Origin of the sequence: Granulicatella sp. 20925_1_28, from assembly GCF_041433575.1 — a bacterium.
Taxonomy (GTDB): Bacteria; Bacillota; Bacilli; order Lactobacillales; family Aerococcaceae; genus Granulicatella.
This window is the reverse complement of the sequence record NZ_JAPWBS010000002.1, coordinates 101,648-126,024: the sequence shown is the minus strand read 5'-3', so window position 1 is coordinate 126,024 and position 24,377 is coordinate 101,648. Positions and strand designations below refer to the sequence as shown.

The following is a 24,377-nucleotide window of genomic DNA, read 5'->3' as shown; positions in this document are numbered from 1 at the left end:
AAAATTTCTGACAAATGGTCATTATTTTGATAAAATGAAGGAATGAAATACGTTAAAGGAGACGACAATGGCGATTACAGGACTTGGAATGGATGCAGTGGAACTTTCACGCATTGAAAAAATCGTGGCAGAACCGAAAACTTTTTTACAAAAAGTACTGACTCCAGCAGAACTAGAGAAATATAATAGTCTTCCAACGAAGCGAAAAGTGGAGTTTCTCGCAGGACGTTTTGCGGCCAAGGAAGCCTACGCAAAAGCATTGGGAACGGGAATTGGACAACACGTGTCTTTCCAAGATATCGAAGTCTTAAATGATGCGTCTGGAAAACCAGTCCTTGTGTGCAAACGGTATGACCACAAAACATGGGTCACCATTACGCATACGAATCATGATGCATATGCCGTCGTCGTATTAGAATCCAACGAATAAAAAGGAATGAACCAATAATGTTAGAAGCAATCCATCGAAATACACGAGTTGTAGTGGATTTATCGATTGTAAAACAAAATATAAAAAAACAACTGGCGAAGTTGAGTCCTACTCAAGAATTGTATGCTGTTGTCAAAGCCAATGCGTACGGACATGGGATGATTACGGTGGCCAAAGCAGCCGTTGAAGCAGGTGCTACAGGGTTCTGTGTAGCGAATCTGGACGAGGGACTAGGACTACGCCAAGCTGGTTTTACACAACCCATTTTAATTTTAGGCCTCAGCCGCGTTGAAGATGCCGCACTTCTAGCAGAAAATAAGATTACTGCGAGTGTCGACTCAGTAGAGTGGCTAACAGAAGCCGCTCAGTATTTAAACGATATACCGTTAAAAGTGCATATTGCCGTGGACTCTGGAATGGGACGTATCGGTGTGGTCAACGAGGAAGAATTAGCAGCGGTCGAAGCCGTGCTACAAAATGGCCCGTTTGAATTCGAAGGCATTTTCACGCATTTTGCGACTGCCGATGAAGCAGATACGACACAGTTGACCAAACAAATCGAGAAGTTCCACCGTCTTGTCGATGAATTAAGCGTCAAACCAGCACATGTGCATTACTCGAACTCCGCTTATGCGCTTTGGCATGGAGCAGGAGATAGTGCCATTGTTCGATATGGGATTGGAATTTACGGAATTAATCCTTCCAATGGAGACTTAGCGCTGAAAGACGAGTCATCCTTAACGCCAGCGCTTCGTTGGGAAACGGAAATGGTGAAAGTGAAGAAGCTGGAAGCAGGAGATACGGTGAGCTACGGTGCGACCTATACAGCAGAGGAAGAGCAATGGGTAGCGACACTTCCAGTTGGTTATGCGGATGGATTTATCCGTGCCTACAATAAAGGGGATGTCTTAGTGGACGGCGTTCGTTGTCCAATTGTTGGACGTATCTGCATGGATCAGTGCATGATTCGCTTACCGCATGAATTTCCAGTAGGCACAACGGTGACGCTCCTTGGGAAAGATGGAGACGAAGAAATTACCGCTATTGAATTAGCGAAGCGTTCAGCAACGATTGCTTACGAAGTGCTTTGCATCATCTCAGATCGCGTGAAACGGGTGTATATCAATGAGTGATAAGATTGTAAGAGGCGATGTGTATCTTGCGGACTTATCGCCGGTTGTTGGAAGTGAGCAAGGAGGAAAACGTCCTGTCCTTATCGTGCAAAATGATGTAGGAAATCACTTTAGTACAACGGTCATTGTAGCGGCGATTACTGCCAAACATACAAAGGCCAATATTCCAACGCATATTGAAATCAAAAAAGACCAATTCGGGTTCGAACGCGACTCTGTCGTCTTACTCGAGCAATTACGGACGATTGATAAAGTCCGTATTCTTGAAAAGATTACGACCGTCGATAGTGACTTTATGAAAATTATTGATGCAGGACTCAAAGTGAGTCTTGGATTAGAATAAAAATAGTCCTCTAAAAATTTAGAGGACTGTTTTTGTTTTTAACGGAGAATTTCTCGAGAAAATTCCCTTGATTTACCATGGGGATGGTAGTATACTGGTTAAGTACCTTAAGTACAAATGCCTCCTTAGCTCAGTTGGTAGAGCAGTAGACTCTTAATCTATGGGTCACAGGTTCGAGCCCTGTAGGGGGCATATATTATACGCAAAAAGCCTTGGTTTTCCAAGGCTTTTTTGCTTGTCTATAACTAATTTGCCCCACAGTTTTTTATGAGCAATCTTTCCAGACATCTCTAATTTGATTAAATTCTTCAAAAATTTTCTCTTCTAAGATGTGTCCATACACTTCTACTAGTATTGAAATATCTCTATGACCTAAAATCTTTGCAATAACTCCAAGGTCAAATTCTTTGTGCCATTTGAAGCCAATAGGATGTAAAGTCTTAAAGAAATGCTGTTATCTTTAAGAAGAAGCAGAAAAAGAAGTAAGGAACTTTTCATAATAATGGCCGTAGCAAATCTTTGCATTTTTGCCTTATCTTTTTTAACATAGTACTATTAAAAAAGAAGAGGTGAAAATCATGGAAACATATACACTTGCAAATGGGGTTGCTATTCCTAAAATTGGTTTTGGAACTTGGCAAATTGCTGAAGGTGAAGAGGCCTATAACAGCGTTAGCTTCGCACTTAAGGCGGGTTACACACATATTGATACCGCACAAATTTACGGTAACGAGGTTTCTGTAGGTAAGGCGATTGCTGATAGTAATGTGGCACGTGAGGATATTTTCCTAACTACCAAACTTTGGAATGATAAACACGATTACGAGTTGGCTAAGACTTCAATCGATGAGTCTCTTGAAAGACTCGGTGTGGATTATTTGGATCTTTTGCTTATCCATTGGCCTAATCCAAAGGCGCTTCGTGAGAATGATGCTTGGAAGGCTGGCAATGCGGGTGCATGGAAGGCGATGGAAGAAGCTTACAAAGAAGGTAAGGTACGTGCTATCGGTGTGTCTAACTTTATGCAACATCACCTAGAAGCTCTTATGGAAACAGCTGAAATTGTTCCACATGTCAATCAAATCCTCTTGGCTCCAGGTTGTGACCAAGAAGACTTAGTTGCCTATTGCCAAGAGCGCGATATCCTTCTTGAAGCCTATAGTCCACTAGGTACAGGTGGCATTTTTGGAAATGAAGATGTTGCAGCAGTGGCTGAACGTAACTGTAAATCTGTGGCACAAGTTGCTCTTCGTTGGAGCCTTCAAAAAGGTTTCTTGCCACTACCTAAGTCTGTGACACCTAAAAATATAAAAGCTAACTTGGATATCTTCGACTTCGACTTATCAGAGGAAGATATGGCAGTCTTGGATAAGATTCAAGGCATCAAAACTCAGGATAATCCTGACACAGTTAATTTTTAGTAGGATTTTAAGCAACTCGTCAGGGTTGCTTTTTAGCATGTGGTTTAAAGACCATCGTAAGAATGCTTACTGGCGGGCTCATGGGCTACTTCCTCTTTGTATTTACACAAAGTTATTGACACTATCCTCTGCAAAAATATAAACATTTTATTCTATTTTGTACAGATAATAATAACAAATGACCATATTCCTTGCCTGTTAACAATCATTTTGATACTCTACAACCGGAGGTAAATATGACAAAATAATTGGAGGTGAATATTATAAAACAAAAAATTAATCGAATTGTAGGTTCCATTGGTGCCTTTATTGGAATTGTAGTATTTATTGCCTACATTCCTCAAATTATCGCCAATTTACAAGGAAATAAAGCTCAACCATTTCAACCTTTAGTAGCTGCTGTATCTTGCTTAATCTGGGTTATTTATGGATGGACAAAAGAACCTAAAAAGGATTGGGTACTAATCATTCCAAATTCAGCTGGTGTTATTTTAGGTGGAATCACTTTTTTGACTTCACTTTAACAAATCTAATAGTATGTATAAAAAGCTGAGATGAGTTTGGTACTGCACTCATAAAATGAGACACAAGAAAACACTCCTGTTGAATTCTGGTGGCTCTTTGTCAAATAGTGTTGATGAAGAATTTTAGGAAGGGATTAAGTAACTAATTGTTGCTTAATTCCTTTTTGTTTTGGGTTTAGGCGCTTTTAATATAATGGATGTTGGCCTTTTTGTATACACTAAAATAGGGTTGGTGGAAAATTTCCATCAACCCTAAAAATTATAGAACCAAATAAAGTTTATTCTCACATTTGTTTTTCTCTAATCATACCCACTCGATTTTCGTCAATATAGCAAAAATGATGCTTACGATAGAGCTTATCTGCAGGAACTTTAGCTAGTAAAGTGATAAAACTACTCTCATGTGTGTTTTCATCAAACCACTGATCAATCATTTCCATTATTTTATTTGCGATACCGCGTCTTTGGAACTTTTTATCTACCATAATATCGGATACGACAAAAGTGACACCACCATCGCAACAATTCTTCCTAGACCAATGAGTTCATCATCTTCATAAACAGAAACTAAGAAAAGAGTTCCTTCAAGTGCCTTTTTCACTTCAGAAAGAGGTTTAGTGCTGTTCATTCCAGCATTTACTCTTAATTGATTATAAGCTTCAACGCTAGGGATTTTATGAGTAAATTCCATAAAACGATTCCTCCAATAACTTTTTGTTCTTTATTGTTGCAATCACAACTCTTCGTAATCAGGATGGTCTTTGATATAGATTGCGGCGTAAATGGCATCTACTAAAACGGCTGGGAAAGCGAAGGCCATTAAAGCGCCAGAGAAAAAGCCGAAAATCATTTGTATGTAGTCTGTAATCACGGCAATGACCAATAGAATAAAGCCCAGGACTTTAGCAATATTGAAAAGAAGTTCTTTCTTCTTACTTTTCACCTCATACGTTTCCCATCGATTGATTTTCCAAATTTTTCCTTGATTTTGAGGAAGGTAATACCATGCGTAAATGATGGTCATTACTATAAATAGAAGTACTATTGGAATGACATAAAATAGCGTCAACTTGGACTCGTATAGCTTTAACGCGCTGAAGGGTGTTTTATCATCGGTAACCATCAGTAGGAAGATAAAGGTAAAGGTGAGTGTAACGGTCCAAACGACTAAGGCCACTAGAATATAAGTTAGAGACTTAAAGCGATTGATTAAAGGCGTAAAGAGTCCAAAGAGAGCACTGACGATATTTATCACTGTCGCACTCAAGAATAGGACCTTAATTATCCCTATTGGGTCATTATACCCTGCAACAAAATATAGAAACACAGTAAATGGAAGCATAAGCCAAGGGAAGAATTTAATGTACCCTAGACTCACTTCATTTGTGATTAAAGGACCATGGTACCGGTCGACCGTTTGATTGACTCTCCGTTTTTTTGATTTCTTTTGTTTTCCAGAACCAGGAGCTGTCTCTGGAGATTCTTTCTTTTTCAGTGAAAACTTCAGCATTCTTTTTCCTTTCAATAGCTTAGATAAATGTATTTCTACTATACCATAAAGCGGGGGACGCAGATAGATTTTGGCTACTTTCAAACAATTGATACAAAAAAAGAAGACCCAATGGATCTTCTTCGTATTGAAAGATAGTTTTATTGTTGAGCGCTAGGAAATTTACACTAACTTTCTTAAGCGGTCGATGCGCTCGTGGATTGTTTCTACATTTAAATTCCCCTGTTGATATTCGCAAAGGAACTCCTTCGATAATCGGTTTATAATTAAAAAATAATCTAATTTCCTCAAAATATAAATCTTTTAGCAATGCTTGTCAAGAACACCAATTTATTGCAGGAGAATCTGATAAACGTTATAATCATATTGAAGAATGTTCATTGAGGGCAGAAAGGTTCCTGCCGCACCTCAAAGAGAGGTACCTGAGATGACGAGGTTACTGAACGTCCAATGAATATAAGTAAAGGCAACTCATTCGAGTTGCCTTGTTTTTTTGTTTATTTACGATTTAACCTAGATGAAAATTCTCTCGGAATTCGGGATTGCCTTCCCATTCTTCTTTAGTGAAGTCACCAGTTAGAGTATGTTCTTCTGAAAATACGAGAACACGTTGGATAACCTCTTGAATTTGTTCGTAATGGTGAGAGGAAATAATCATCGTTTTTCCTGCTGCTTTTAACTCTTGTAGTAATTCCGCGATGAGGCGTTGGTATTTCGGTGAGAGGCCGTTAAATGGCTCATCAAACAATAATACGCTTGGATTCATCGTGAGCACACTAGCTATCGCCACGATTTTCTTTTCCCCGCCAGAAAGGTGATAGGGAATACGTTCTCTTAGGTGTTCTATTTCTAAAAGCTCTAGTGTATCATTCACCCGCTTGTTGATTTCTTCTTCGGGTAATCCGAGTTGACGTGGACCAAAGGCAAGCTCTTCAGCAACCGTCGTATTGAATAATTGGATATCGCTGTTTTGGAAAATCAAACCGACTTGTTGGTATAAATGGCCGGCGTTACTTGGGTCTTTTAAGAAGTCTGCGTCCACCATCCAATCGTTAAATTGATATTGTCCCGAAGAGAGCGGCAGTAGGCCTACCAAAATTTTAAAGAGTGTTGATTTCCCGGCTCCATTCGGTCCCATCAAAGCGACGGTTTCGCCTTTATCAATCTGAAGGTTAATGTCGTGGATTCCAATATCTTCACTGTAGTGATAATTTCCATCGTGAATTGTAATCATAAGCTTTCCTTTCTAGCGTAGCACGGTTGTTACGGCAACCAGCACGATTAATTCGAGTAATAATAAGACGTCCTCTTTCTTCCAGTGGAAAGGGGCTTTTTGTTTAACGTCCATTCCGTAGCCTCGAAGCGTCATGGCCTCGTAGACTTCTTTCGTATGGTTTTTCGATGATAAATACAAGAGTCCAAGAATTGATCCAAATAACCCTAGATTGACCTTTTGCCCGATGGTTCGCAGTTGAACACATTCGATTTGTTGCTGTAGGTGTTTTCCAAGGATATACGTGTATTTCATCGCGAGTTCAATGGTTTGAATCATCGTTTTTGGAAAATGCAACTGGCGAAGTGCCTCAACGAGTTGAACACTTGTCGTTGTTGCTAAGAAAAGCGACAGGTTTAAGACAAGGATTCCTGTACGACCAAGGAAGATGCTACTATTTTGGAAGCCTCTTAAAAGAATACTTGGTAAGAGCACAATCGCCGTGAAAATGAGTACACGCGTGAGGACCTTCCAAAGACGGAGGAGTGCTTCACCTGGAAGAAAGGCGATATGGGCTAATAGGAAAATCGCCAAAATCCAAAGTTGGATGGTGGAGTGGCTGAGTGTGATCAGAATGGCTAAGCACACAAAGTAAACGAGCCGCATCCAAGACGAAGATTTCGCCTTAAATGCGGGTGTCGTTTGTTTCATTTTGCCGAGTAGACGGCGCAATGAGTTGATATTCATTTGTAAATATTGATGGCTTTTTGAAGAGGCAGCGAGTGCTTCTTCGGTTTGTAGCCAGTCAGGTAGTTTACGCATGAGATGCTTTTGCTCCATTCATTGTTCGAATCATTTTTCCTAAAATATAGAAAACTAATAATGCAGTAATGGCTGATAAAATATAACCAACTGCGATATTTGTGCCAGGGATTGTGTAGTCACTGAAAAGAGCTTCGAATGAAAATCCATTCTCGATTCCTGCTGGAACACTATTCATCATTTCAGCAAGTTCATCTGCTGACCATTCTCCAAAGGCTGTTCCTTCTGCTAATAATCCGAGTGGGCTTAAAACGACTAAAGCGATTAAGAGATAGCGGATTTTCTTTACAAAAGAAGTCGTGTTCACTGAAGTAGGTGTGTACAATTCTTGTGGTGCCACTTGTTTCACGAAACGATAAATGACATAAGTGAAGAAAACTTCAACAGCACCGGCAATCGTTAAGTGAGTCAGCATCATGGCTGGAATCGTAACCGCTAATCCATAAGGGTTATAGAGAGGTTCGCCTCCTTGAGTGGCAATGATTGGTTGAATTCCAAGTTCAATGGCTGTTAAGAAAGCAGCCACATTAATTCCTACGTAAGAACCAACGAGAACTCCGGCTGTTTCATGGTTTTGTTTACGGAAGAAATTATAAACGGCGTATCCAACAAATGGCATTGCGATTGCCATGTTGAAGATATTTGCGCCAAGTACAAGAATTCCTCCATCTCCAAATAGAAGAGCTTGTAAGAGGAGGGCGACGGTCAGAGCCAGACTCGCGGCATATGGCCCGATTAAGATTGAAAGTAACACGCCACCGACAGCGTGAGCAGTAGTGCCACCAGGGATTGGCACATTAAACATCATTAATAAGAAAGAAAGAGAAGCCGCAATCCCAAGCATTGGTGCTAGTTCTTTGTTTTCCTTTAATTGTGCTTTTACTTTTGTAATGGATAGACCTACAACGGGTGCAGCAGCAACTGCTAAAACAGCACATGATGCGGGGCTCAAGTAATTATCTGGTATATGCATAACAAATTCTCCGTCCATATTTTTCTAAGTTGTTAACAGAATATCACAACTGAAAAAATGAGTTCGTTGCAAAATAAGTTTAACAAATGTTACTGATAGATGTTGAGTCACTTTCTTAGAATTCCTATGGTGAGAGTCGTATACTATAGATAGAACTGTTAAGGAGGATTTGCAAATGGAATTTATTAAAGAAGAAAAAGCGTTTAGACATTACAATGCAGCTGGAGAAATGGATGCTGAAATCACATATATCCCTAAAGGAGAAGGAGTGATTGATGCGAACCATACATTTGTGGATCCAAGCCTACGCGGACAAGGAGTAGCGCGCCAATTAGTGGACAAGTTAGCAGACTTTGCTAGAGATGATAACTTAAAGATTCATGCAACATGTCCTTATGTCGTTGCTTTATTCGAAAAAAGTACTGAATACGATGATGTAAAAATATAAAAAAAGTGTTAATTCATATAAATAATTATTTAAATTCACAACTTATTCATAAATGAGCACTATAATTTAGCCATACCCAATAAAACACCTAAGGTTTACTTCTCCCAAGTAAAAAAATGAACTCCCAACATTTTTTTATTAGTAAACCCTCCTAACCTTTTCCCGCTGTTCCCAAACAGCGGGTTTTTTTGTTTTGGAAAAAGGGGTATTTATGATAGTATGGACAAAGACCAATAGAAAAGGAGACGCTCATGAATCAAAATCACTATTATACAAATCAACCGAATAGTAAGAGCCAAGAAAAACATTTTAGCTATGTTTTAAAGGGATTCACATTCCAGTTTGCTAGTGATAATGGAGTGTTCTCGAAAAACACGATTGACTTTGGAAGCCAATTGCTGATTGAATCGTATGAGGTGCCAACCCATCTTACACAAGGAAAACTCCTAGATGTCGGTTGCGGTTATGGTCCAATGGGATTGTCCTATGCAAAGGCAAATCCTGAGATGTCTGTGGAAATGGTCGATGTCAATGAACGTGCCATGGATTTAGCAAAACGGAATGCCGAAGCGAATGGAATTCAGAACGTAACGATTCACGAAAGCAATACGTATGACAATGTCCACGCGAAGGATTATTCAGTGATTATTAGTAATCCACCGATTCGTGCCGGGAAAGAAGTCGTGCATCGCATTTTAAAAGAGGCTTACGACCACTTAGTAGAAGAAGGGCAACTCGTCATCGTGATTCAGAAAAAACAAGGGGCTCCGAGTGCGCAAAAGAAAATGCAAGAGGTTTTTGGGAATGTAGAACGCATTGCACTCGATAAAGGGTATTGGATCCTTGTGAGTACAAAAGAAAAAGGGGAATAAAAATGGAAAAGATTGAAGAAAGAAGAAATCAAAAAACACCAAAGCAGCCAAAGAAGAAATTTAACTGGCGCATTTTCCTAGCAACGATTTTATTTATTATTGCTGGGGTCTTATTTGCGGCAGGTCCAATTCGTACGTTCTTGCTTTCTCGTTTGCAAAGTCAACAAATTGAAGCTGCTTCAAACATTACTTTAGCTGAAGTAAAAGCCAACGAGGGGGAGGAAGCAGAGTTTGATTTTTCGAAGGTTGAAGCGATTGATTTAGATAAAGTGTTAAAAGCGAATTTCGATAAAGGAAAATTCTTAACGCTTGGACAAATCGCAATCCCAAGTGTGAAGTTAAACTTACCAATCTATAAAGGATTGGCAAACGAAGTGTTACTATCAGGTGCCGGAACGATGAAACCTACTCAAAAGATGGGTGAAGGAAACTACGCTCTTGCCAGCCATAATTACTTTGGCGACATGACACTGTTATTCTCACCACTTGTGAACCTTAAAGTTGGCGAGAAGATTTATACGACGGATTTAGAATATGTTTATGAATATGAAACAACTTCTGTCGAATTGATTGAACCTACAAGAGTAGAAGTGATTAACGACCAACCTGGCGTGACAGAGATTACGCTCATTACTTGCGATGACTATAATGCGTCAAACCGTTATTGCATCAAAGGAAAATTTGTATCGAAGACTCCAGTTGGAGAAGTCAGTGATACTGTGAAGCAAGCCTTCAACTTAAACTTTAATACGATTAAATAACAGAAAATCCCAATCACTAAAGCGGTGATTGGGATTGTTATTTAGAATTGATAAGGTTCTACGTGAATATCGATAAACGAAATAGCGAATTCATCATAAAGTTCTCTTTCAATAAATTCAGTGATTTGATGACTCTTATAGACGGATAGGTCTTTATCCATACAAACGGTTAAGTCGATATACACATTTGATCCGTATCGACGCGCTTTAATTTCACGAATATCTTTTACCTCGGGATGACGTAAGATAACGGGGATATAATTATCCAATTCCGTTTGGTCGAAACCATCTGTCAGTTGAAACGCACTTTCGATAAACACTTCGACTGCCGTGCGGATGATTAGAAGACCAACCACAAAGGCCATGATATTATCGAGCCAGTGTAATCCAAGAGCGGCAAATAAAACTGCGATTGCAGTCAAGAAACTGGTCATCGCATCGCTTAAGTTATCTTTCGCGGTTGCCTTTAGCCCTAGTGACTGGATGCGTGCTGCTAGATTCTTATTATAGAAGTACACGCCAATCATAATCACCCCTGAGAAAAATCCAACGATAGAAGAAATGAGTGATGGAGCCTCCGTTACTGGATTAAGAAATGCTTGGAAGGCGTTTCTGACGACTTCAATCCCGATAAAGAACATGATAAATGAAGTCGCAAGGCTGGCGATAGTTTCGAATTTCAAGTGACCGTAGGGGTGGTTTTCATCACTTGGCTTTTGCGATACGCGTAATCCTACAAGTACAAGAACGGATGAAATCACGTCTGTGAAGTTGTTCCATCCATCGGCAAAGAGCGCTTCTGAGTTGAAGAGTTTCCCGACAATCAGTTTTGCTGCGGATAAAAAGATGTATGTGCCGATACTTAAGATGGCGCCACGCTCGGCTTGCTTGAGGCGCTCCGTTGCAGATAATGGCAAAGTTGTCATCTCCTAAAATAAAATTCGTTTATTATAGTAATGCTTTTGAAAAGGGGGTGCAACAGATAAAGTATACCTAAAAACTCGGTGGATAGTGTGCTTAAATCAATTCTTGGTCATCCTTACGGATGGTTATTATCATTACCATAATAGGATATCGGCGCAAGCCTTGGTCTTGCGCCTTTCAAGCCTCAAAGTGGGAGTAGGAAGCAAGCCACCACTCCCACTAGTTCGCATTGAATATCATTCCCTATTATGGTGATGATAAAATCCGTAAGGGCCAAGAATTGATTTACTACGTATTCGCCTTCGTGAAATGGAGAGGTGCAGAGAGTTCATGTGTGCTCCTCACCTTTTATATAGGTTATATCTTTGAGAGAAAAGGGTGCAGGGAGAAAGTGGAGTTTGCTGTAAACTCTCCTATATTTTTAATCAGAAACAATAGACGGAGTTTGGTGGATTTGTTATAATCTTCTTATTGAACGAGAAAGAGAGTGGTATTATGGCAACAGCATTGATCGTATATGCTAGTTTAACAGGAAATACAGAAGAGATTGCAGATATTTTAGCAGAAGCATTAGAAGAGCGTGGCGTGGAAGTGGACATGAAAGAATGTACTTCAGCGCAAGCAAGCGAATTCCATAATTATGATATTAATGTTGTCGCAACTTATACTTACGGAACAGATGGCGACTTACCTGATGAAATCGTCGACTTCTATGAAGAATTAGAGGAAGAGGATTTAACAGGAAAAGTCTACGGAGCGCTTGGTTCAGGAGATACTTTCTACGATAAGTTCTGCCAATCAGTATTAGATTTTGATGCGCAATTTGCAAAAACAGGTGCCAAAAAAGGTGCTGAAAATGTCTTAGTAGACTTAAACGCTGAAGCAGAAGATATCGAACATATCCAAGCTTTCGCGCAAAGTCTTGTTGACGCTTTAGCATAATGATAAATGTTAGCTACCTTAGACCATTTGTTTAGGGTAGCTTTTTTATTGGAGGAAAAGGATGTATTATACCGTACAACAAACTGCAGAGAATTTGGAAATCGACTTAGGTTATCTCATGCATTTAATCCAAACAAAACAAGTGAAGACGGTGGAAGTGGATGGCGAGTTACTGTTAAACAGTGCGCAGTTCGACTTCTTCTTAAAACAACGCGAGCGTCTTTTGGAGGAGTATCAAAAATATTTAGATGAACCAATTCCTGAAGACATCGATATTAAGGATGAAGACTAGAAGCCATTAAAATAAAACAAAAAGAAAACTCTGAAGCCGAGACTTCAGAGTTTATTTTTTTGGTCAATTGGAAATTAATTAGTTTTCTTTGATATCATAGCGTAGTTTCGTAATGAGCACGATTAATATCAGGATATTGTTTGAAAAATAACAGCATTTCTATGAAAATGAAAATACACACTGAAAAAACAATTTTTTTTTGAAAAAAAGTAGTTGACATTAAAGACAAATGAGTTCATAATGAACACATCACTAGAAAAGGAGTTAAGAACATGGCACACTTATGTATCGTATTAGAATTGAATACGCGTTGGCAAAGCCACTAGATACAGGTTGTTCTTAACGTACTTTTGTACATATAGATACAACCTTCATTGACGTGAACTTGTATCTATGTGGATTTCAATTATAAAGCAAACTCGACCACGTAGATCTATAGACTAGAGCTGACGTGGTCTTTCTATTTGTATGAGAGACTCGTAGTAACATACGTAGTCTCTTTTTTAATTGAGTTTGCGAACAACTATTTAATTTTTGGAGGAATTCATCATGAAAAAGAACAAAAGCATTTATTTATTCGGAGCATTATTAGTATTAGTAGTCATTGGAGCATTATTCTTCAATCAATCAGGAGATAAAAATAAAGAAACAAACGCAACTAACACAGCGTCTACGCAAACAGAAACTGTTAAAATTGGGGTATTACAATTACTTAGCCATCCAGCCTTAGATGCCATTTATAAAGGATTACAAGACGAATTGAAGAACGAAGGATATGAAGTTGGTAAAAACTTAGAAATCGACCTTCAAAACGCACAAGGCGACCAAAGTAACTTAGCAAGCATGTCTGAAAAATTAGTTTCAGGCGGAAACAACATTTTAGTAGGGATTACAACTCCTGCAACATTAGCGTTAGCGAACAATACAAAAGAAACACCAATTATCATGGGTGGGATTACTTATCCAGTTGAAGCTGGTTTAATCGCAAGTGAATCAAAACCAGGAAACAACATTACTGGTGTTAGTGACCGTACACCAATCAAACAACAATTAGAAATCATGAAACAAGTTCTTCCTAACATGAAGAAAGTCGGCATTCTTTACACTTCAAGCGAAGACAACTCTGTAAAACAAGCCGAAGAAGCTGAAAAATACGCTAAAGAATTAGGTTTAGAAGTTAAAGTATCGACGATTGCAAACACAAACGACATTCAACAAGTAACTGAAAGCTTAGCAAGCCAAGTAGATGCCATCTTCGTTCCAATCGATAACACAATTGCAAGTGCAATGGCAACAGTGGTTCAAGTAACAGATGCAGTTAAAGTGCCAGTATTCCCTTCAGCTGATACAATGGTTGCTGACGGTGGAGTATTAGGTGTAGGTGTTGACCAATACCAAATCGGTGTAGAAACAGCTAAAGTAGTTGTAAAAGTTCTAAAAGGTGCAAACCCAGCCGATACACCAATCACATTAGCAAACAAAGGTGTTGTTTATGTCAACGAAGAAAAAGCGAAAAAATTAGGCATTACAATTCCAGAAAGTATCTTAAAAGATGCACAAAAAGTAACACCAACAAATAAATAAGATAGTTTAGAAACGTTGATATGATAACAACTCTAAGAGGTGGTGATTCATACACAATATGACTTAAACGTCATATTGATCGTTTCAGAGGAGGATTTTTTTCGAAATGGATTTAGTAATTTCTTCGATTTCTCAAGGGATATTATGGGGCGTATTATCTCTCGGGTTATTCATTAGTTTTCGAATTTTAAATATTGCAGATATGACGACTGAAGGGAGCTTTCCTCTTGGGGCTGCGACTTGTGTCATTTTGATTCAACAAGGGGTGAACCCATTCTTAGCAACGCTTGTGGCGATGATTGCCGGTGCGCTTGCTGGTGGAGTGACAGCGTTTCTTATGACTGTTTGTAAAATTCCAAGTTTATTAGCAGGGATTTTAACAATGACGTCTCTTTTATCCATCAACTTACGTGTGATGGGGAAAGCGAATATTACACTTCTTGGACAAGATACGATTTTTAGTGTCTTTTCAAAACTAGGCTTACCAAAGTATTTTGACATTATCATTATGGGGCTTGTCGTGATTGGGATTTTAATCTTCTTGATGTATTGCTTCTTCAAAACAGAATTTGGACAAGCACTGATTGCGACAGGGGACAATGAAAAGATGGCACGCGCGCTTGGAATTAACACGCGTAAAATGACGGTATTTGGCTTGATGCTCTCAAACGCACTCATCGCCCTAGCCGGGGCAATTTTAGCGCAAAACAATGGATACGCAGACGTAAACTCAGGTCTTGGAACGATCGTTATTGCTCTAGCTGCGATTATTATCGGTGAAGTGATTTTCGCCGACGAATCATTCGTTGGACGTCTTGTCTGCATCCTTTACGGATCAATTATTTATCGTTTACTATTAATGCTTGTGTTATTACTCAATGTCTTCCAAGCAAATGACTTCAAACTTATCTCAGCAGCACTGATTGCATTCTGTTTAACAGTGCCACAAATAAAGAGCTGGATTCAGCAAAAAAGCACACGTCATAGAAAGGGGGAAAACTAAATGAGTATTGAGATTCAACACTTATCCAAAACATTTTTCCCTGGGACTTCACGTGAACATAAGGCGCTAAAAAACGTCAGCTTATCGATTCAAGAAGGGGACTTCATTACGATTGTCGGTGGGAATGGTGCTGGTAAATCGACTTTCCTAAACGCGATTGCGGGTAATTTTTCTTTAGACGAAGGAACAATCTCATTCGGAGGTCATCAAATCGAGCATACGGCGGATTTTGAACGTGCGGCCTACATCAGTCGTGTCTTCCAAGACCCAATGCAAGGAACGGCACCTCGTATGACAGTGGCTGAAAACTTAGCCTTGGCAAATCGCCGTGGGCAAAAACGAAGCCTATTTAAAACGTCGTCAAAAGAAGAGTTGCAACAATTCGAAGCCTTGCTAGCCCCTCTAGGACTTGGCTTAGAAGACCGTCTTCACACAGAAATCGGACTCTTATCAGGAGGTCAACGTCAAGCCATTTCACTCCTCATGGCAACGATGAACGCTCCACAACTATTACTATTAGACGAACATACAGCGGCGCTTGACCCGAAAACACAGCGCAAAATCATGAAGAAAACACAAGAAACCATCGAAGAAAAGAACTTAACCGCGCTTATGATTACACACAATTTATCAGACGCGATTCATTTTGGAAACCGCCTCATTGTGATGCATCGTGGCGAAATCGTCCGCGACTTTGCAAAAGAAGAAAAAGCGGCATTAACAGAGGAAGAATTATTCCGCTTAATGAATGCTCTTGATGAAGCAGATTTACAAGGTGAATAAAATAACGGAAGAAGTGAAAGAATTTTCATTTCTTCCTTTTTTTATGGACAGACTTTGTTATAATGGAAGAGAATAAATCGTAAAGGATGAGTGCAAGTGGAGTTTCTGAGCAACTTAAACCCAAGAAGATACCGTAAATCTGGTTATATCGCTATCGGCGCTTTGATTGGTGTCCTGGCAGGAAGTGCGGTTAGTTTATTTCGATATATGATTGGTTTTATTTTAGAACAAGTAGTAAATGTCTATTCGTTTTTAAGAGAACAACCGCAATGGATTCCGGTCTGGATTCTGTTTAGCCTTGTAATGGGCGTTATTTTAGGACAAATCGTCAAGAGCGATCCAGATATTAAAGGAAGTGGGATTCCACAAGTAGAATTACAACTTCAAGGAAAGATGGATATGAATTGGTTGTCTGTCTGCTGGAAGAAATTCGTCGGTGGAGCGATTTCCATTGGTTCAGGACTATTGCTTGGACGAGAAGGCCCATCCATCCAGTTGGGTGCTTCGGTAGGTCAAGGGGTAGCAGAGACCTTTAAGGCAAACCGTGTTCAGAAAAATGTGTTTATTTCTAGTGGTGCAGGTGCCGGACTAGCGGCGGCGTTTAATGCACCGATTGCAGGGCTTATGTTCGTACTAGAAGAAGTTCATCATACATTTAGTCCGCTTGTTGCTGTCACAACTTTAACAGCGGCAATTATTTCAAATTTTATTTCATTAAATGTATTTGGAATCCATCCATCGTTAAATCTTGGAAATGACCAACGATTTCCGATGGAATATTATGGGTACGTTGTTTTGCTTGGCATCATCCTAGCGATTTTCGGACTAGCGTATCATCGTATCACATTAGCCTTGCCAAAGATTTACAAGACTCTCTTCCCAAAAGTGGCACCATATAATTACTGTATCATTGCCTTTATGTTGATTATTCCACTTGGTATGTGGAATCCGCATGTGTTAGGTGGTGGTGGCGAGTTAGTATTAGCACTCGTTAAGGAAAATCACACTGTTCAATTTTTAGTTGGCTTATTTGTGATTCGTTTTGTCTACTCAATGATTTCATACGGAACAGGACTTCCTGGTGGAATCTTCTTACCAATCCTTTCTCTTGGGGCGCTTCTTGGATTAGCCTACGCAGAATTCTTAATTGATTTCTTAGGTGTGGATCCAAGCGTACGTGTCAGCTTTGTGTTCTTCGCGATGGCGGGATACTTTGCAGCGATTGGGAAAGCCCCTCTAACAGCCTTACTACTTGTAACGGAAATGGTAGGTGGATTGAACCAATTAATGCCGCTTGGAATTTGTACATTAGTGGCGTATATCGTGGCTGACTTCTTGAAGATGGATCCAATCTATGAAGTGTTAGCAGAACGTTTAGATAAAGAACATTCAACGGAAACAAAAGGAGAGCGTACAACCTTCGAAGTGCCCGTAATGGTGGATAGTCCACTAGTTGAAAAAGCGATTCGCGATATTCAGTGGCCGCAAGAAATTATCATTGCGACCGTGCGACGTGGCGCCAAGGAAATTATTGCTCGCGGGGATACGGTTATTCGTAGTGGCGACATTCTAATTGTAGTCTGTGATGAAGGAATAGTTGGAAAGATGACGGAAGAGATGACGCATCTAGTGACAGCTCCCTAGAGTTCTTTCACAATAAATGGTATACTGAGAAAACAAAGAGGTGATATTGATGAGCGGACAAAAAAATGAATTAAAGAAAAATCTTAATCGATACGTAAGAAGGAATCAAACATGGGTGTTTATCTTCCTAACAGGTTTGATTCTATTTATGGCGGTATTCATTTATCGTAGTTTCGCACAATCAACGAAAAAGCCTGCGGAAAGTCGACAAGAGCAGATTATTAAGATGCAAGAACAAATCGATGAACAAGAGGAACGAATTAAGCAATTGGAAGAACAAATCAAACAGTTGCAATTGTTTTTGTAGAGTAGTGGAATGTTCGAAGTGAAGTGAGTGTTCTTCAAGATAAAGGGAGTACGGTACTTCAATTTGAACCGCTTCAATGCTTGGATGTTTTCCAAAGGTCGCAATAATATTGCCACCTGAAAAAGGAGTGTCTACTCGAGTGGATAAGCCTTCTTCGTGGAAGAGAGTTTGGAGTTGCTCCAGAAGCTCTTCGCTAATGGTTTGTTTCCTACGCGTCCCGATAATAATGTCGCTTGTCCTAAAAAGCGTATCATCATAACTATGCAAATCGACTAGCAGTACTCTTTCATGTCGTTCTAATTTTTCGTTCAGTAATTTTTCTAAGTGAAGGTAGTAAGGCACATAATACCGCTCCAACCAGTCGACTTGTTTTTGCTTAGACGGATAGTTGTTAAATAGCAGACTTCCCTTTTCATCTATTCTTGGAATAATGGGCTGTGTCGCTTTTCCTGTGCGTGGTTTAAAACGATTCACATCTACAATATATCGAGAAACAGTGGCTACTAGAATCGTCTCCAAAAGCGGGGCCACAAGTTCTGGAAGAGCCCAGTCCGTATGCTCGCGCTTAGCTGCCAGATTACAAAGCGAGTCAATGTCTTGTGGAATGTCAGTCCCACTATGAGGAATAGAAATCACAAGAGGAGAATTCGTTTGTTTATGAATGACTTGCACCGAGGCACCTTCTTTCGTTTTTCAATATTCCTAGTATAGCAAACGAACCGGAGATTGTGTATAATGGATACTATCGAAAAGGAGTGACTTTTATGGCTGAAATTAAATTAGTACCAAGAAGTGAAGTAGATCCTTCTATTACATGGGATATGACTTTACTTTATCCAAGCGACGAAGCATTTTATGCAGAGTTGGACAACTTAAAGAAAGAAATGAAAGCTTTCAAAGAAAAATACGAAAACAAATTAGGCGATTTAGAAGTATTAGATGAAGCGATTCGCAGATACGAAGCGATTGAATTAGCAGTGTATCGCGCTTCTCATTATGCGGAATTACCAATGACGGTAGACCGTTTAAATCCGAAAGTGGTTGAAAATGCCACAGCATTCGAAGCTGTTAGCGTATCGTATGCTGAAAACATGAGCTTTGTGATGACAGAATTGATTTCATTAGACGAAGCCTTCTTAAACCAATTCGTAGCAGAGAAGAGACCAGACTTAGCATATTTTGTTGAAAAAGTGATTCGTCAAAAGAAACATACGCTTTCTAAAGATGCAGAACAAGTGCTATCAAACTTAAGCAGCTTACCAAGTTTCTATCAATTATATGAAGTAACAAAACACGAAGATATGCAATTCGAGTCATTTGAAGCAAACGGAAAGACGCTTGAAAACAGCTTCGTATTATACGAAAACTTACATGAAATGGATCCTGATAAAGAAGTCCGTCGCGCTGCGGCTAAGAGCTTCTACAAAACATTGAATGCCTATAAAAATACAGTTGCGAATGAATATATTTCTCAATTGAAGAAAGAAAAAATGATGGCAACAATGCGTGGATACGACAGTGTCATTGACTACTTATTAGACGAACAAGATGGAGACCGTGAATTATACGACCGTCAAATTCGTATGCTCATGACAGATTTAGCTCCTCATATGCAACGCTATATCAAATTATTAGCGAAAGAGCACGGCATTTCTGATATGCAATTCATGGATGCAAAAATCAACTTGGACCCAGAATTCGAAGTGGATATGACGATTGAAGAATCTCGCGAGTACTTGAAGAAAGCTTTAGGCATTCTTGGAGAAGACTACAAAGCGATGATTGATGAAAGTTATGACAAACGCTGGACTGACTTCCCACAAAACATTGGTAAGAGTACGGGTGGATTCTGTGCGACTGTTCCTAACGTTGCTGGATTTATCTTATTATCATGGACTGGTAAAATGAACGAAGTATTCGTGTTAGCGCACGAATTAGGGCATGCATACCACTTCATGTCAACAGGAAAAAATCAATCGATTTTAAACAATGAATGTTCATTATACTTCGTTGAAGCTCCTTCAACATGTAATGAAGTCATCGTTTCAAACTACTTATTAAAGACAAGTACAGATGCTCGTTTCAAACGTTGGGTCATCAGTAATATGATTAGCCGTACATACTTCCACAACATGGTAACGCACTATATGGAAGCTGTATACCAAGATCGTATTTACAAGATGATTGATAATAACGAAATGTTGAACGCGGATGTATTATCAAATGTGAAAAAAGAAGTGATGCAAGAATTCTTCGGCGATAGCCTTGTTGTAAACGAAGGGGCAGAGTTAACATGGATGCGTCAACCTCACTATTACATGGGATTATATCCATATACGTATTCAGCAGGTCTAACAATTGGGACTGCGATTGCCAACCAAATCGAAGAAAATCCTGAACACGCAAAAGTGTGGTTAGATACATTATCTAAAGGTGGAAGCATGTCTGCCAAAGATTTAGCGATTCATGCGGGTTGCGATGTTTCAACAGATGAACCATTGAAACAAGCGATTGCTTACGTTGGACATTTAGTAGACCAATTAGAAAGCTTAACAGCAGAATTAAAAGCATAATCATAATAAACAAAAACGCGCTACAATCGTAGCGCGTTTTTGTGTTGTGACTATGAATCAAAAGGCGGTGAAAATATGTATTAGAATCATTACGTAGTTGCAATGATTGCAAAATGTTCAATAAAATTCACTTATTTTCCCCTAACCTTAATCATCTACCAAAGAATTTCGCATTGAGCGCCCACCGTATCTTGGAATGAATCGACAGGAGCTTGATTGGTTACGATATAATCAATCGCGTTGTAATTCGATAGTTTAAAGTAATGACTCGTATTGAATTTCGAGTGGTCTGCCATTAAGACGGCCACATCTGAATTGGCTATCATCTGTTGCTTAAAGAGCGCCTGACTATGATTGGCCTCATAAGCAGCAAAACGGTCGAGACCTCTGCAACTCATAAAACAAATATCTGCATGGAAGTTATTGATAAAACTCGTTGCAAAGTCTCCCAAAGCCGAGTTTGTTCCATAACCGATATGTCCTCCGCAAAAGAATAGAGTAATATTTTCATAATTGTTCAATCTACGTGCGATTTCTATCCCGTTTGTAATGACACGTAAATTTTGAAGAGTTCCTAAGTGAGGTGCGAGCGCAGCACACGTAGATGAACTATCGATAAAAATCGATTGGTTATCTGTTAAGAAAGTGGAGGCCGTTTCCGCTATTTGTTGTTTTCCCTGAGTTTCTTCATGGCTTCTGCTATCGTAAGCGTATTCAATATTGTTTGTAGTAACAAGTCGAACTTCGCCATGAGATCGTATAATCTTTCCTTCTTTTTCCAGTTTAATCAGGTCACGCCTCAGTGTAGAGGTGGAGCAGTACATCAACGCTTCCAATTGGAAGGTAGAGATGATTTTCCTTTTCGCGAGAATGTCCATAATACGAGACATTCGCTCGAAGCATACCATAATAAAACCCCCTAGTTGAACGATTTTGAACATTTATGAACAAATTATAGCACAAATCCTGAAGGATGTTCAATAGCGCTTCCACATATTGTATCCGCTTTCTTTAATTGCTAAGATAGAAATCAGAAAGGGATGATACTATGACTTTTGATGAACAAGTAGTACGCGAACAAATTTGTGACGTGTGTCATAAAATGTGGCAACTAGGATGGGTTGCTGCTAATGACGGAAATGTTTCAGTTCGCATTGATGAGGATACCATCATCGCAACACCAACAGGTATCAGTAAGAGTTTTATCACTCCTGAAAAACTCGTTAAATTAAATATGAAAGGAGAAGTGATTGAAGCCAACGAAGGTTTCCGTCCTTCAAGCGAAATTAAAATGCATATTCGCTGCTATGAAGAACGCGACGATGTGAGAGCTGTTGTTCACGCTCATCCACCAATTGCAACTGGATTCACATTAGCACATATTCCATTAGATACTTATTCACTAATTGAAAGTGCGATTGTTATCGGTTCAATTCCAATTACACCATTCGGAGTTCCTTCAACAATGGAAGTTCCAGATGCGATTACACCATACTTACAAGAACACGACGTGATGTTACTTGAAAACCATGGTGCATTAACAGTGGGTAGTGATGTGATTACAGCATACTACAGAATGGAAACATTAGAACTCGTGGCTAAATCAACATTCCACGGAAGAATGTTATTACTAACAAAAGGCATTGAAGAAAAAGAAATCTCAAGAGAAAAATTAGAGCAAATGTTCAAGATGCGCGAAAACTACAAAGTAACAGGACGTCACCCAGGATACAAGAAATACAATCCAGACGGAACTGTTCGTGAAGTGTAGAAAAATAGGAGGAATAAAAATGATTCAACATCCACGTATTGGGATTCGCCCAACTATTGACGGTCGTCGCCAAGGAGTTCGCGAATCGTTAGAAGTTCAAACAATGAATATGGCGAAGAGTGTAGCTGCTTTAATCGAGTCTACATTGAAATATCCTGATGGCCAACCAGTTGAATGTGTAATTTCACCATCAACAATTGGTCGTGTACCAGAAGCAGCAGCGTCTCACGAATTGTTCAAGAAATCAAACGTGTGTGCAACAATCACTGTAACACCATGCTGGTGCTATGGTAGTGAAACAATGGATATGTCTCCTGATATTCCACATGCTATTTGGGGATTCAACGGAACTGAAAGACCAGGGGCTGTTTACTTAGCAGCAGTTCTTGCTTCTCACGCTCAAAAAGGAATTCCAGCATTCGGAATTTACGGTAAAGACGTAAAAGAAGCAACAGATACAGAAATTCCTGAAGACGTTAAAGAAAAAATCTTACGTTATGCAAGAGCAGCTCTTGCTACAGGTTTAATGAGAGATACAGCTTACTTATCAATGGGTAGTGTATCAATGGGTATCGGTGGTTCTATCGTAGATCCTAACTTCTTCCAAGAATACTTAGGAATGCGTAATGAATCAGTAGATATGACTGAATTCACTCGCCGTATCGATCGTGGTATTTACGATCACGAAGAATTCGAACGTGCGCTTAAATGGGTGAAAGAAAACGTTAAAGAAGGATTCGATCACAACCGTGAAGACCTTGTTTTAAGCCGTGAAGAAAAAGATAAACAATGGGAATTCGTGATTAAGATGTTCTTAATTGGACGTGACTTAATGATTGGTAACCCAAGACTTGCTGAACTTGGCTTCGAAGAAGAAGCAGTTGGTCACTACGCTCTTGTTGGTGGATTCCAAGGTCAACGTCAATGGACAGACCACTTCCCTAACGGAGACTTCATGGAAACATTCCTAAATACTCAATTTGACTGGAACGGAATTCGCAGACCATACATCTTCGCAACTGAAAATGATGCGTTAAACGGTGTATCAATGCTATTCAACTACTTATTAACAAACACTCCACAAATCTTTGCGGATGTTCGTACTTACTGGAGTCCAGAAGCTGTTGAACGTGTTACAGGACATAAACTTGAAGGTCATGCTGAAAATGGATTCTTACACTTAATTAACTCTGGTTCTTGTACATTAGACGGTACTGGTCAAGCTACAAGAAACGGTGAACCAGTAATGAAACCATTCTGGGAATTAGAACAAAGTGAAGTAGATGCAATGCTTGCAAATACTGACTTCCCAGCAGCTAACCGTGAATACTTCCGTGGCGGCGGTTACTCAACTCGCTTCTTATCTAAAGGAAATATGCCTGTGACAATGGTTCGCTTGAACTTATTGAAAGGCGTTGGACCAGTATTACAAATTGCTGAAGGATACACACTTGAATTACCTGAAGATGTACACCATACATTGGATAACCGTACAGATCCAGGTTGGCCAACAACTTGGTTTGCTCCTCGCTTAACAGGTAAAGGCGCATTCAAGTCAGTATACGATGTAATGAATAACTGGGGTGCAAACCACGGTGCTATCACTTATGGACATATCGGTGCTGACCTTATCACTCTTGCTTCAATGTTACGCATCCCTGTAAATATGCATAACGTTGCTGAAGAAGATATCTTCAGACCTAAGAACTGGTCATTATTCGGAACAGAAGATTTAGAATCAGCTGACTACCGTGCATGCCAACTATTAGGACCTATCCATAAGTAAGAGAAAGGAGAGACTAAAATGACAAAAACAATTATTTTAGCCTGTGTCGGTGGATTAACAACAAGTATGCTCGTTGAACGCATTCAAGAAGTAATTTACCGTGATAAATTAGATTACTCATTCTACTCAGTAGGGATTACTGGGATTGATACTCTAAAAAATATTGATGTCTTATTATTAGGACCTCAACTAGCTTATTTAGAAGAGAAAGCTAAATCTTCACTTCATGTTCCAGTTGCTGTGATTTCAGACGATGACTTTGAAAACATGCGCGGAGAAGAAGTTCTAAAACAAGCGATTGAATTATTAGGTTAAGCC

General features: G+C 39.5%; 27 protein-coding genes, 1 tRNA gene and 1 pseudogene. 19 read left to right on the top strand and 10 right to left on the bottom strand.

What is annotated here, in order from left to right; translation table 11 throughout:
* Positions 1-67: 67 nt before the first annotated feature.
* From acpS to O3793_RS02150, 4 genes are all read left to right on the top strand, one after another.
* On the top strand, positions 68-430 hold the full coding sequence (gene acpS / locus O3793_RS02165) for a holo-ACP synthase (RefSeq protein ID WP_048711929.1): 363 nt from the start codon (positions 68-70) through the stop codon (positions 428-430).
* Between the two features lie 17 nt (positions 431-447).
* Complete coding sequence (alr, locus tag O3793_RS02160) at positions 448-1,563, top strand: alanine racemase (protein ID WP_371445271.1); 1,116 nt, start codon at positions 448-450, stop codon at positions 1,561-1,563.
* The gene (locus O3793_RS02155; RefSeq protein ID WP_371445269.1) at positions 1,556-1,906 is read left to right on the top strand and encodes a type II toxin-antitoxin system PemK/MazF family toxin; all 351 of its coding nucleotides are present in this window, start codon (positions 1,556-1,558) and stop codon (positions 1,904-1,906) included. Before alr ends, O3793_RS02155 begins: the two co-directional genes overlap by 8 nt.
* Positions 1,907-2,025: 119 nt before the next feature.
* Positions 2,026-2,098: transfer RNA gene (locus tag O3793_RS02150), tRNA-Lys, on the top strand.
* Between the two features lie 73 nt (positions 2,099-2,171).
* Here O3793_RS02150 and O3793_RS02145 read toward each other — a convergent pair.
* Positions 2,172-2,327, bottom strand: a pseudogene (locus tag O3793_RS02145) (site-specific integrase); the annotation flags it as partial.
* Positions 2,328-2,484: 157 nt separating this feature from the next.
* Here O3793_RS02145 and O3793_RS02140 point away from each other — a divergent pair.
* Positions 2,485-3,327: an aldo/keto reductase gene (locus O3793_RS02140; RefSeq protein WP_048714076.1), complete on the top strand. Its 843-nt coding sequence runs from the start codon at positions 2,485-2,487 to the stop codon at positions 3,325-3,327.
* Positions 3,328-3,587: 260 nt separating this feature from the next.
* Entirely contained in the window at positions 3,588-3,851 is a 264-nt protein-coding gene (locus tag O3793_RS02135; RefSeq protein ID WP_048714079.1) for a SemiSWEET family transporter, read from the top strand.
* Positions 3,852-4,135: 284 nt separating this feature from the next.
* Here O3793_RS02135 and O3793_RS02130 read toward each other — a convergent pair whose 3' ends face one another.
* The 6 genes from O3793_RS02130 to cbiM all read right to left on the bottom strand — a co-directional run bounded on the left by O3793_RS02130 (position 4,136) and on the right by cbiM (position 8,369).
* Positions 4,136-4,291 carry a hypothetical protein gene (locus O3793_RS02130; protein WP_371445398.1) on the bottom strand — a complete coding sequence of 52 codons (156 nt, stop codon included), beginning with the start codon at positions 4,289-4,291 and terminating at the stop codon, positions 4,136-4,138.
* A gap of 38 nt (positions 4,292-4,329) precedes the next feature.
* Entirely contained in the window at positions 4,330-4,542 is a 213-nt protein-coding gene (locus tag O3793_RS02125; RefSeq protein WP_371445267.1) for a hypothetical protein, read from the bottom strand.
* A gap of 42 nt (positions 4,543-4,584) precedes the next feature.
* Positions 4,585-5,361: a hypothetical protein gene (locus O3793_RS02120; protein ID WP_371445265.1), complete on the bottom strand. Its 777-nt coding sequence runs from the start codon at positions 5,359-5,361 to the stop codon at positions 4,585-4,587.
* Positions 5,362-5,869: 508 nt separating this feature from the next.
* Positions 5,870-6,595, bottom strand: coding sequence for an energy-coupling factor ABC transporter ATP-binding protein (locus O3793_RS02115; protein ID WP_371445263.1), 726 nt, complete (start codon positions 6,593-6,595; stop codon positions 5,870-5,872).
* A gap of 12 nt (positions 6,596-6,607) precedes the next feature.
* Positions 6,608-7,396 carry an energy-coupling factor transporter transmembrane component T gene (locus O3793_RS02110; RefSeq protein WP_371445262.1) on the bottom strand — a complete coding sequence of 263 codons (789 nt, stop codon included), beginning with the start codon at positions 7,394-7,396 and terminating at the stop codon, positions 6,608-6,610.
* Complete coding sequence (gene cbiM, locus O3793_RS02105; protein ID WP_371445261.1) at positions 7,389-8,369, bottom strand: cobalt transporter CbiM; 981 nt, start codon at positions 8,367-8,369, stop codon at positions 7,389-7,391. Before cbiM ends, O3793_RS02110 begins: the two co-directional genes overlap by 8 nt.
* A 175-nt stretch (positions 8,370-8,544) precedes the next feature.
* On the opposite strand from cbiM, the gene O3793_RS02100 reads away from it, so the two are divergent.
* The 3 genes from O3793_RS02100 to O3793_RS02090 all read left to right on the top strand — a co-directional run bounded on the left by O3793_RS02100 (position 8,545) and on the right by O3793_RS02090 (position 10,450).
* A complete protein-coding gene (locus tag O3793_RS02100) occupies positions 8,545-8,817 on the top strand; it encodes a GNAT family N-acetyltransferase (RefSeq protein WP_371445260.1) in 273 nt (90 codons plus the stop codon).
* A gap of 251 nt (positions 8,818-9,068) precedes the next feature.
* On the top strand, positions 9,069-9,689 hold the full coding sequence (locus O3793_RS02095) for a class I SAM-dependent methyltransferase (protein ID WP_371445258.1): 621 nt from the start codon (positions 9,069-9,071) through the stop codon (positions 9,687-9,689).
* Between the two features lie 2 nt (positions 9,690-9,691).
* Entirely contained in the window at positions 9,692-10,450 is a 759-nt protein-coding gene (locus tag O3793_RS02090) for a class A sortase (RefSeq protein WP_371445256.1), read from the top strand.
* Between the two features lie 41 nt (positions 10,451-10,491).
* Here the strand turns inward: O3793_RS02090 and O3793_RS02085 are convergent, their stop codons facing one another.
* Positions 10,492-11,376 carry a cation diffusion facilitator family transporter gene (locus O3793_RS02085; protein ID WP_371445255.1) on the bottom strand — a complete coding sequence of 295 codons (885 nt, stop codon included), beginning with the start codon at positions 11,374-11,376 and terminating at the stop codon, positions 10,492-10,494.
* Between the two features lie 493 nt (positions 11,377-11,869).
* Here O3793_RS02085 and O3793_RS02080 point away from each other — a divergent pair, with 493 nt between their 5' ends.
* The 6 genes from O3793_RS02080 (at position 11,870) to O3793_RS02055 (ending at position 17,622) form a co-directional block, all read left to right on the top strand.
* Entirely contained in the window at positions 11,870-12,316 is a 447-nt protein-coding gene (locus O3793_RS02080; protein WP_048712835.1) for a flavodoxin, read from the top strand.
* 61 nt (positions 12,317-12,377) lie between these two features.
* Positions 12,378-12,608, top strand: coding sequence for a hypothetical protein (locus tag O3793_RS02075; RefSeq protein ID WP_048712831.1), 231 nt, complete (start codon positions 12,378-12,380; stop codon positions 12,606-12,608).
* 549 nt (positions 12,609-13,157) lie between these two features.
* Positions 13,158-14,192: a tryptophan ABC transporter substrate-binding protein gene (trpX, locus tag O3793_RS02070; protein ID WP_048712828.1), complete on the top strand. Its 1,035-nt coding sequence runs from the start codon at positions 13,158-13,160 to the stop codon at positions 14,190-14,192.
* Positions 14,193-14,298: 106 nt separating this feature from the next.
* Positions 14,299-15,195: an ABC transporter permease gene (locus tag O3793_RS02065; protein ID WP_005606919.1), complete on the top strand. Its 897-nt coding sequence runs from the start codon at positions 14,299-14,301 to the stop codon at positions 15,193-15,195.
* Positions 15,196-15,978 (top strand): ABC transporter ATP-binding protein, encoded by a 783-nt coding sequence (locus O3793_RS02060; RefSeq protein WP_371445252.1) that lies wholly within the window; start codon positions 15,196-15,198, stop codon positions 15,976-15,978.
* Between the two features lie 96 nt (positions 15,979-16,074).
* Complete coding sequence (locus O3793_RS02055) at positions 16,075-17,622, top strand: ClC family H(+)/Cl(-) exchange transporter (RefSeq protein ID WP_371445250.1); 1,548 nt, start codon at positions 16,075-16,077, stop codon at positions 17,620-17,622.
* Positions 17,623-17,803: 181 nt separating this feature from the next.
* On the opposite strand, the gene O3793_RS02050 is transcribed toward O3793_RS02055, so the two are convergent.
* Positions 17,804-18,601 (bottom strand): N-formylglutamate amidohydrolase, encoded by a 798-nt coding sequence (locus O3793_RS02050; protein WP_371445248.1) that lies wholly within the window; start codon positions 18,599-18,601, stop codon positions 17,804-17,806.
* 92 nt (positions 18,602-18,693) lie between these two features.
* Here O3793_RS02050 and pepF point away from each other — a divergent pair, with 92 nt between their 5' ends.
* Entirely contained in the window at positions 18,694-20,502 is a 1,809-nt protein-coding gene (gene pepF, locus O3793_RS02045; protein WP_371445246.1) for an oligoendopeptidase F, read from the top strand.
* A 155-nt stretch (positions 20,503-20,657) separates the two neighbouring features.
* On the opposite strand, the gene O3793_RS02040 is transcribed toward pepF, so the two are convergent.
* Positions 20,658-21,410: a DeoR/GlpR family DNA-binding transcription regulator gene (locus tag O3793_RS02040; RefSeq protein ID WP_371445245.1), complete on the bottom strand. Its 753-nt coding sequence runs from the start codon at positions 21,408-21,410 to the stop codon at positions 20,658-20,660.
* A 140-nt stretch (positions 21,411-21,550) separates the two neighbouring features.
* Here O3793_RS02040 and O3793_RS02035 point away from each other — a divergent pair, with 140 nt between their 5' ends.
* The 3 genes from O3793_RS02035 to O3793_RS02025 are packed head-to-tail and all read left to right on the top strand — an operon-like array spanning position 21,551 to position 24,374.
* Positions 21,551-22,273 carry a class II aldolase/adducin family protein gene (locus O3793_RS02035; RefSeq protein ID WP_371445243.1) on the top strand — a complete coding sequence of 241 codons (723 nt, stop codon included), beginning with the start codon at positions 21,551-21,553 and terminating at the stop codon, positions 22,271-22,273.
* A gap of 19 nt (positions 22,274-22,292) precedes the next feature.
* Positions 22,293-24,059: an L-fucose isomerase gene (locus tag O3793_RS02030; RefSeq protein ID WP_371445241.1), complete on the top strand. Its 1,767-nt coding sequence runs from the start codon at positions 22,293-22,295 to the stop codon at positions 24,057-24,059.
* A gap of 18 nt (positions 24,060-24,077) precedes the next feature.
* Positions 24,078-24,374, top strand: a complete 297-nt coding sequence (locus O3793_RS02025; RefSeq protein ID WP_048712401.1) for a PTS sugar transporter subunit IIB — start codon at positions 24,078-24,080, stop codon at positions 24,372-24,374.
* Positions 24,375-24,377: the final 3 nt, after the last annotated feature.

Coding starts and splice junctions, on each gene's coding strand:
- acpS (WP_048711929.1), top strand. CDS start 68: ATGGCGATTACAGGACTTGGAATGGATGCAGTGGAACTTTCACGCATT.
- alr (WP_371445271.1), top strand. CDS start 448: ATGTTAGAAGCAATCCATCGAAATACACGAGTTGTAGTGGATTTATCG.
- O3793_RS02155 (WP_371445269.1), top strand. CDS start 1,556: ATGAGTGATAAGATTGTAAGAGGCGATGTGTATCTTGCGGACTTATCG.
- O3793_RS02140 (WP_048714076.1), top strand. CDS start 2,485: ATGGAAACATATACACTTGCAAATGGGGTTGCTATTCCTAAAATTGGT.
- O3793_RS02130 (WP_371445398.1), bottom strand. CDS start 4,291: ATGGAAATGATTGATCAGTGGTTTGATGAAAACACACATGAGAGTAGT.
- O3793_RS02125 (WP_371445267.1), bottom strand. CDS start 4,542: ATGGAATTTACTCATAAAATCCCTAGCGTTGAAGCTTATAATCAATTA.
- O3793_RS02120 (WP_371445265.1), bottom strand. CDS start 5,361: ATGCTGAAGTTTTCACTGAAAAAGAAAGAATCTCCAGAGACAGCTCCT.
- O3793_RS02115 (WP_371445263.1), bottom strand. CDS start 6,595: ATGATTACAATTCACGATGGAAATTATCACTACAGTGAAGATATTGGA.
- O3793_RS02110 (WP_371445262.1), bottom strand. CDS start 7,396: ATGCGTAAACTACCTGACTGGCTACAAACCGAAGAAGCACTCGCTGCC.
- cbiM (WP_371445261.1), bottom strand. CDS start 8,369: ATGCATATACCAGATAATTACTTGAGCCCCGCATCATGTGCTGTTTTA.
- O3793_RS02100 (WP_371445260.1), top strand. CDS start 8,545: ATGGAATTTATTAAAGAAGAAAAAGCGTTTAGACATTACAATGCAGCT.
- O3793_RS02095 (WP_371445258.1), top strand. CDS start 9,069: ATGAATCAAAATCACTATTATACAAATCAACCGAATAGTAAGAGCCAA.
- O3793_RS02090 (WP_371445256.1), top strand. CDS start 9,692: ATGGAAAAGATTGAAGAAAGAAGAAATCAAAAAACACCAAAGCAGCCA.
- O3793_RS02085 (WP_371445255.1), bottom strand. CDS start 11,376: ATGACAACTTTGCCATTATCTGCAACGGAGCGCCTCAAGCAAGCCGAG.
- O3793_RS02080 (WP_048712835.1), top strand. CDS start 11,870: ATGGCAACAGCATTGATCGTATATGCTAGTTTAACAGGAAATACAGAA.
- O3793_RS02075 (WP_048712831.1), top strand. CDS start 12,378: ATGTATTATACCGTACAACAAACTGCAGAGAATTTGGAAATCGACTTA.
- trpX (WP_048712828.1), top strand. CDS start 13,158: ATGAAAAAGAACAAAAGCATTTATTTATTCGGAGCATTATTAGTATTA.
- O3793_RS02065 (WP_005606919.1), top strand. CDS start 14,299: ATGGATTTAGTAATTTCTTCGATTTCTCAAGGGATATTATGGGGCGTA.
- O3793_RS02060 (WP_371445252.1), top strand. CDS start 15,196: ATGAGTATTGAGATTCAACACTTATCCAAAACATTTTTCCCTGGGACT.
- pepF (WP_371445246.1), top strand. CDS start 18,694: ATGGCTGAAATTAAATTAGTACCAAGAAGTGAAGTAGATCCTTCTATT.
- O3793_RS02040 (WP_371445245.1), bottom strand. CDS start 21,410: ATGGTATGCTTCGAGCGAATGTCTCGTATTATGGACATTCTCGCGAAA.
- O3793_RS02035 (WP_371445243.1), top strand. CDS start 21,551: ATGACTTTTGATGAACAAGTAGTACGCGAACAAATTTGTGACGTGTGT.
- O3793_RS02030 (WP_371445241.1), top strand. CDS start 22,293: ATGATTCAACATCCACGTATTGGGATTCGCCCAACTATTGACGGTCGT.
- O3793_RS02025 (WP_048712401.1), top strand. CDS start 24,078: ATGACAAAAACAATTATTTTAGCCTGTGTCGGTGGATTAACAACAAGT.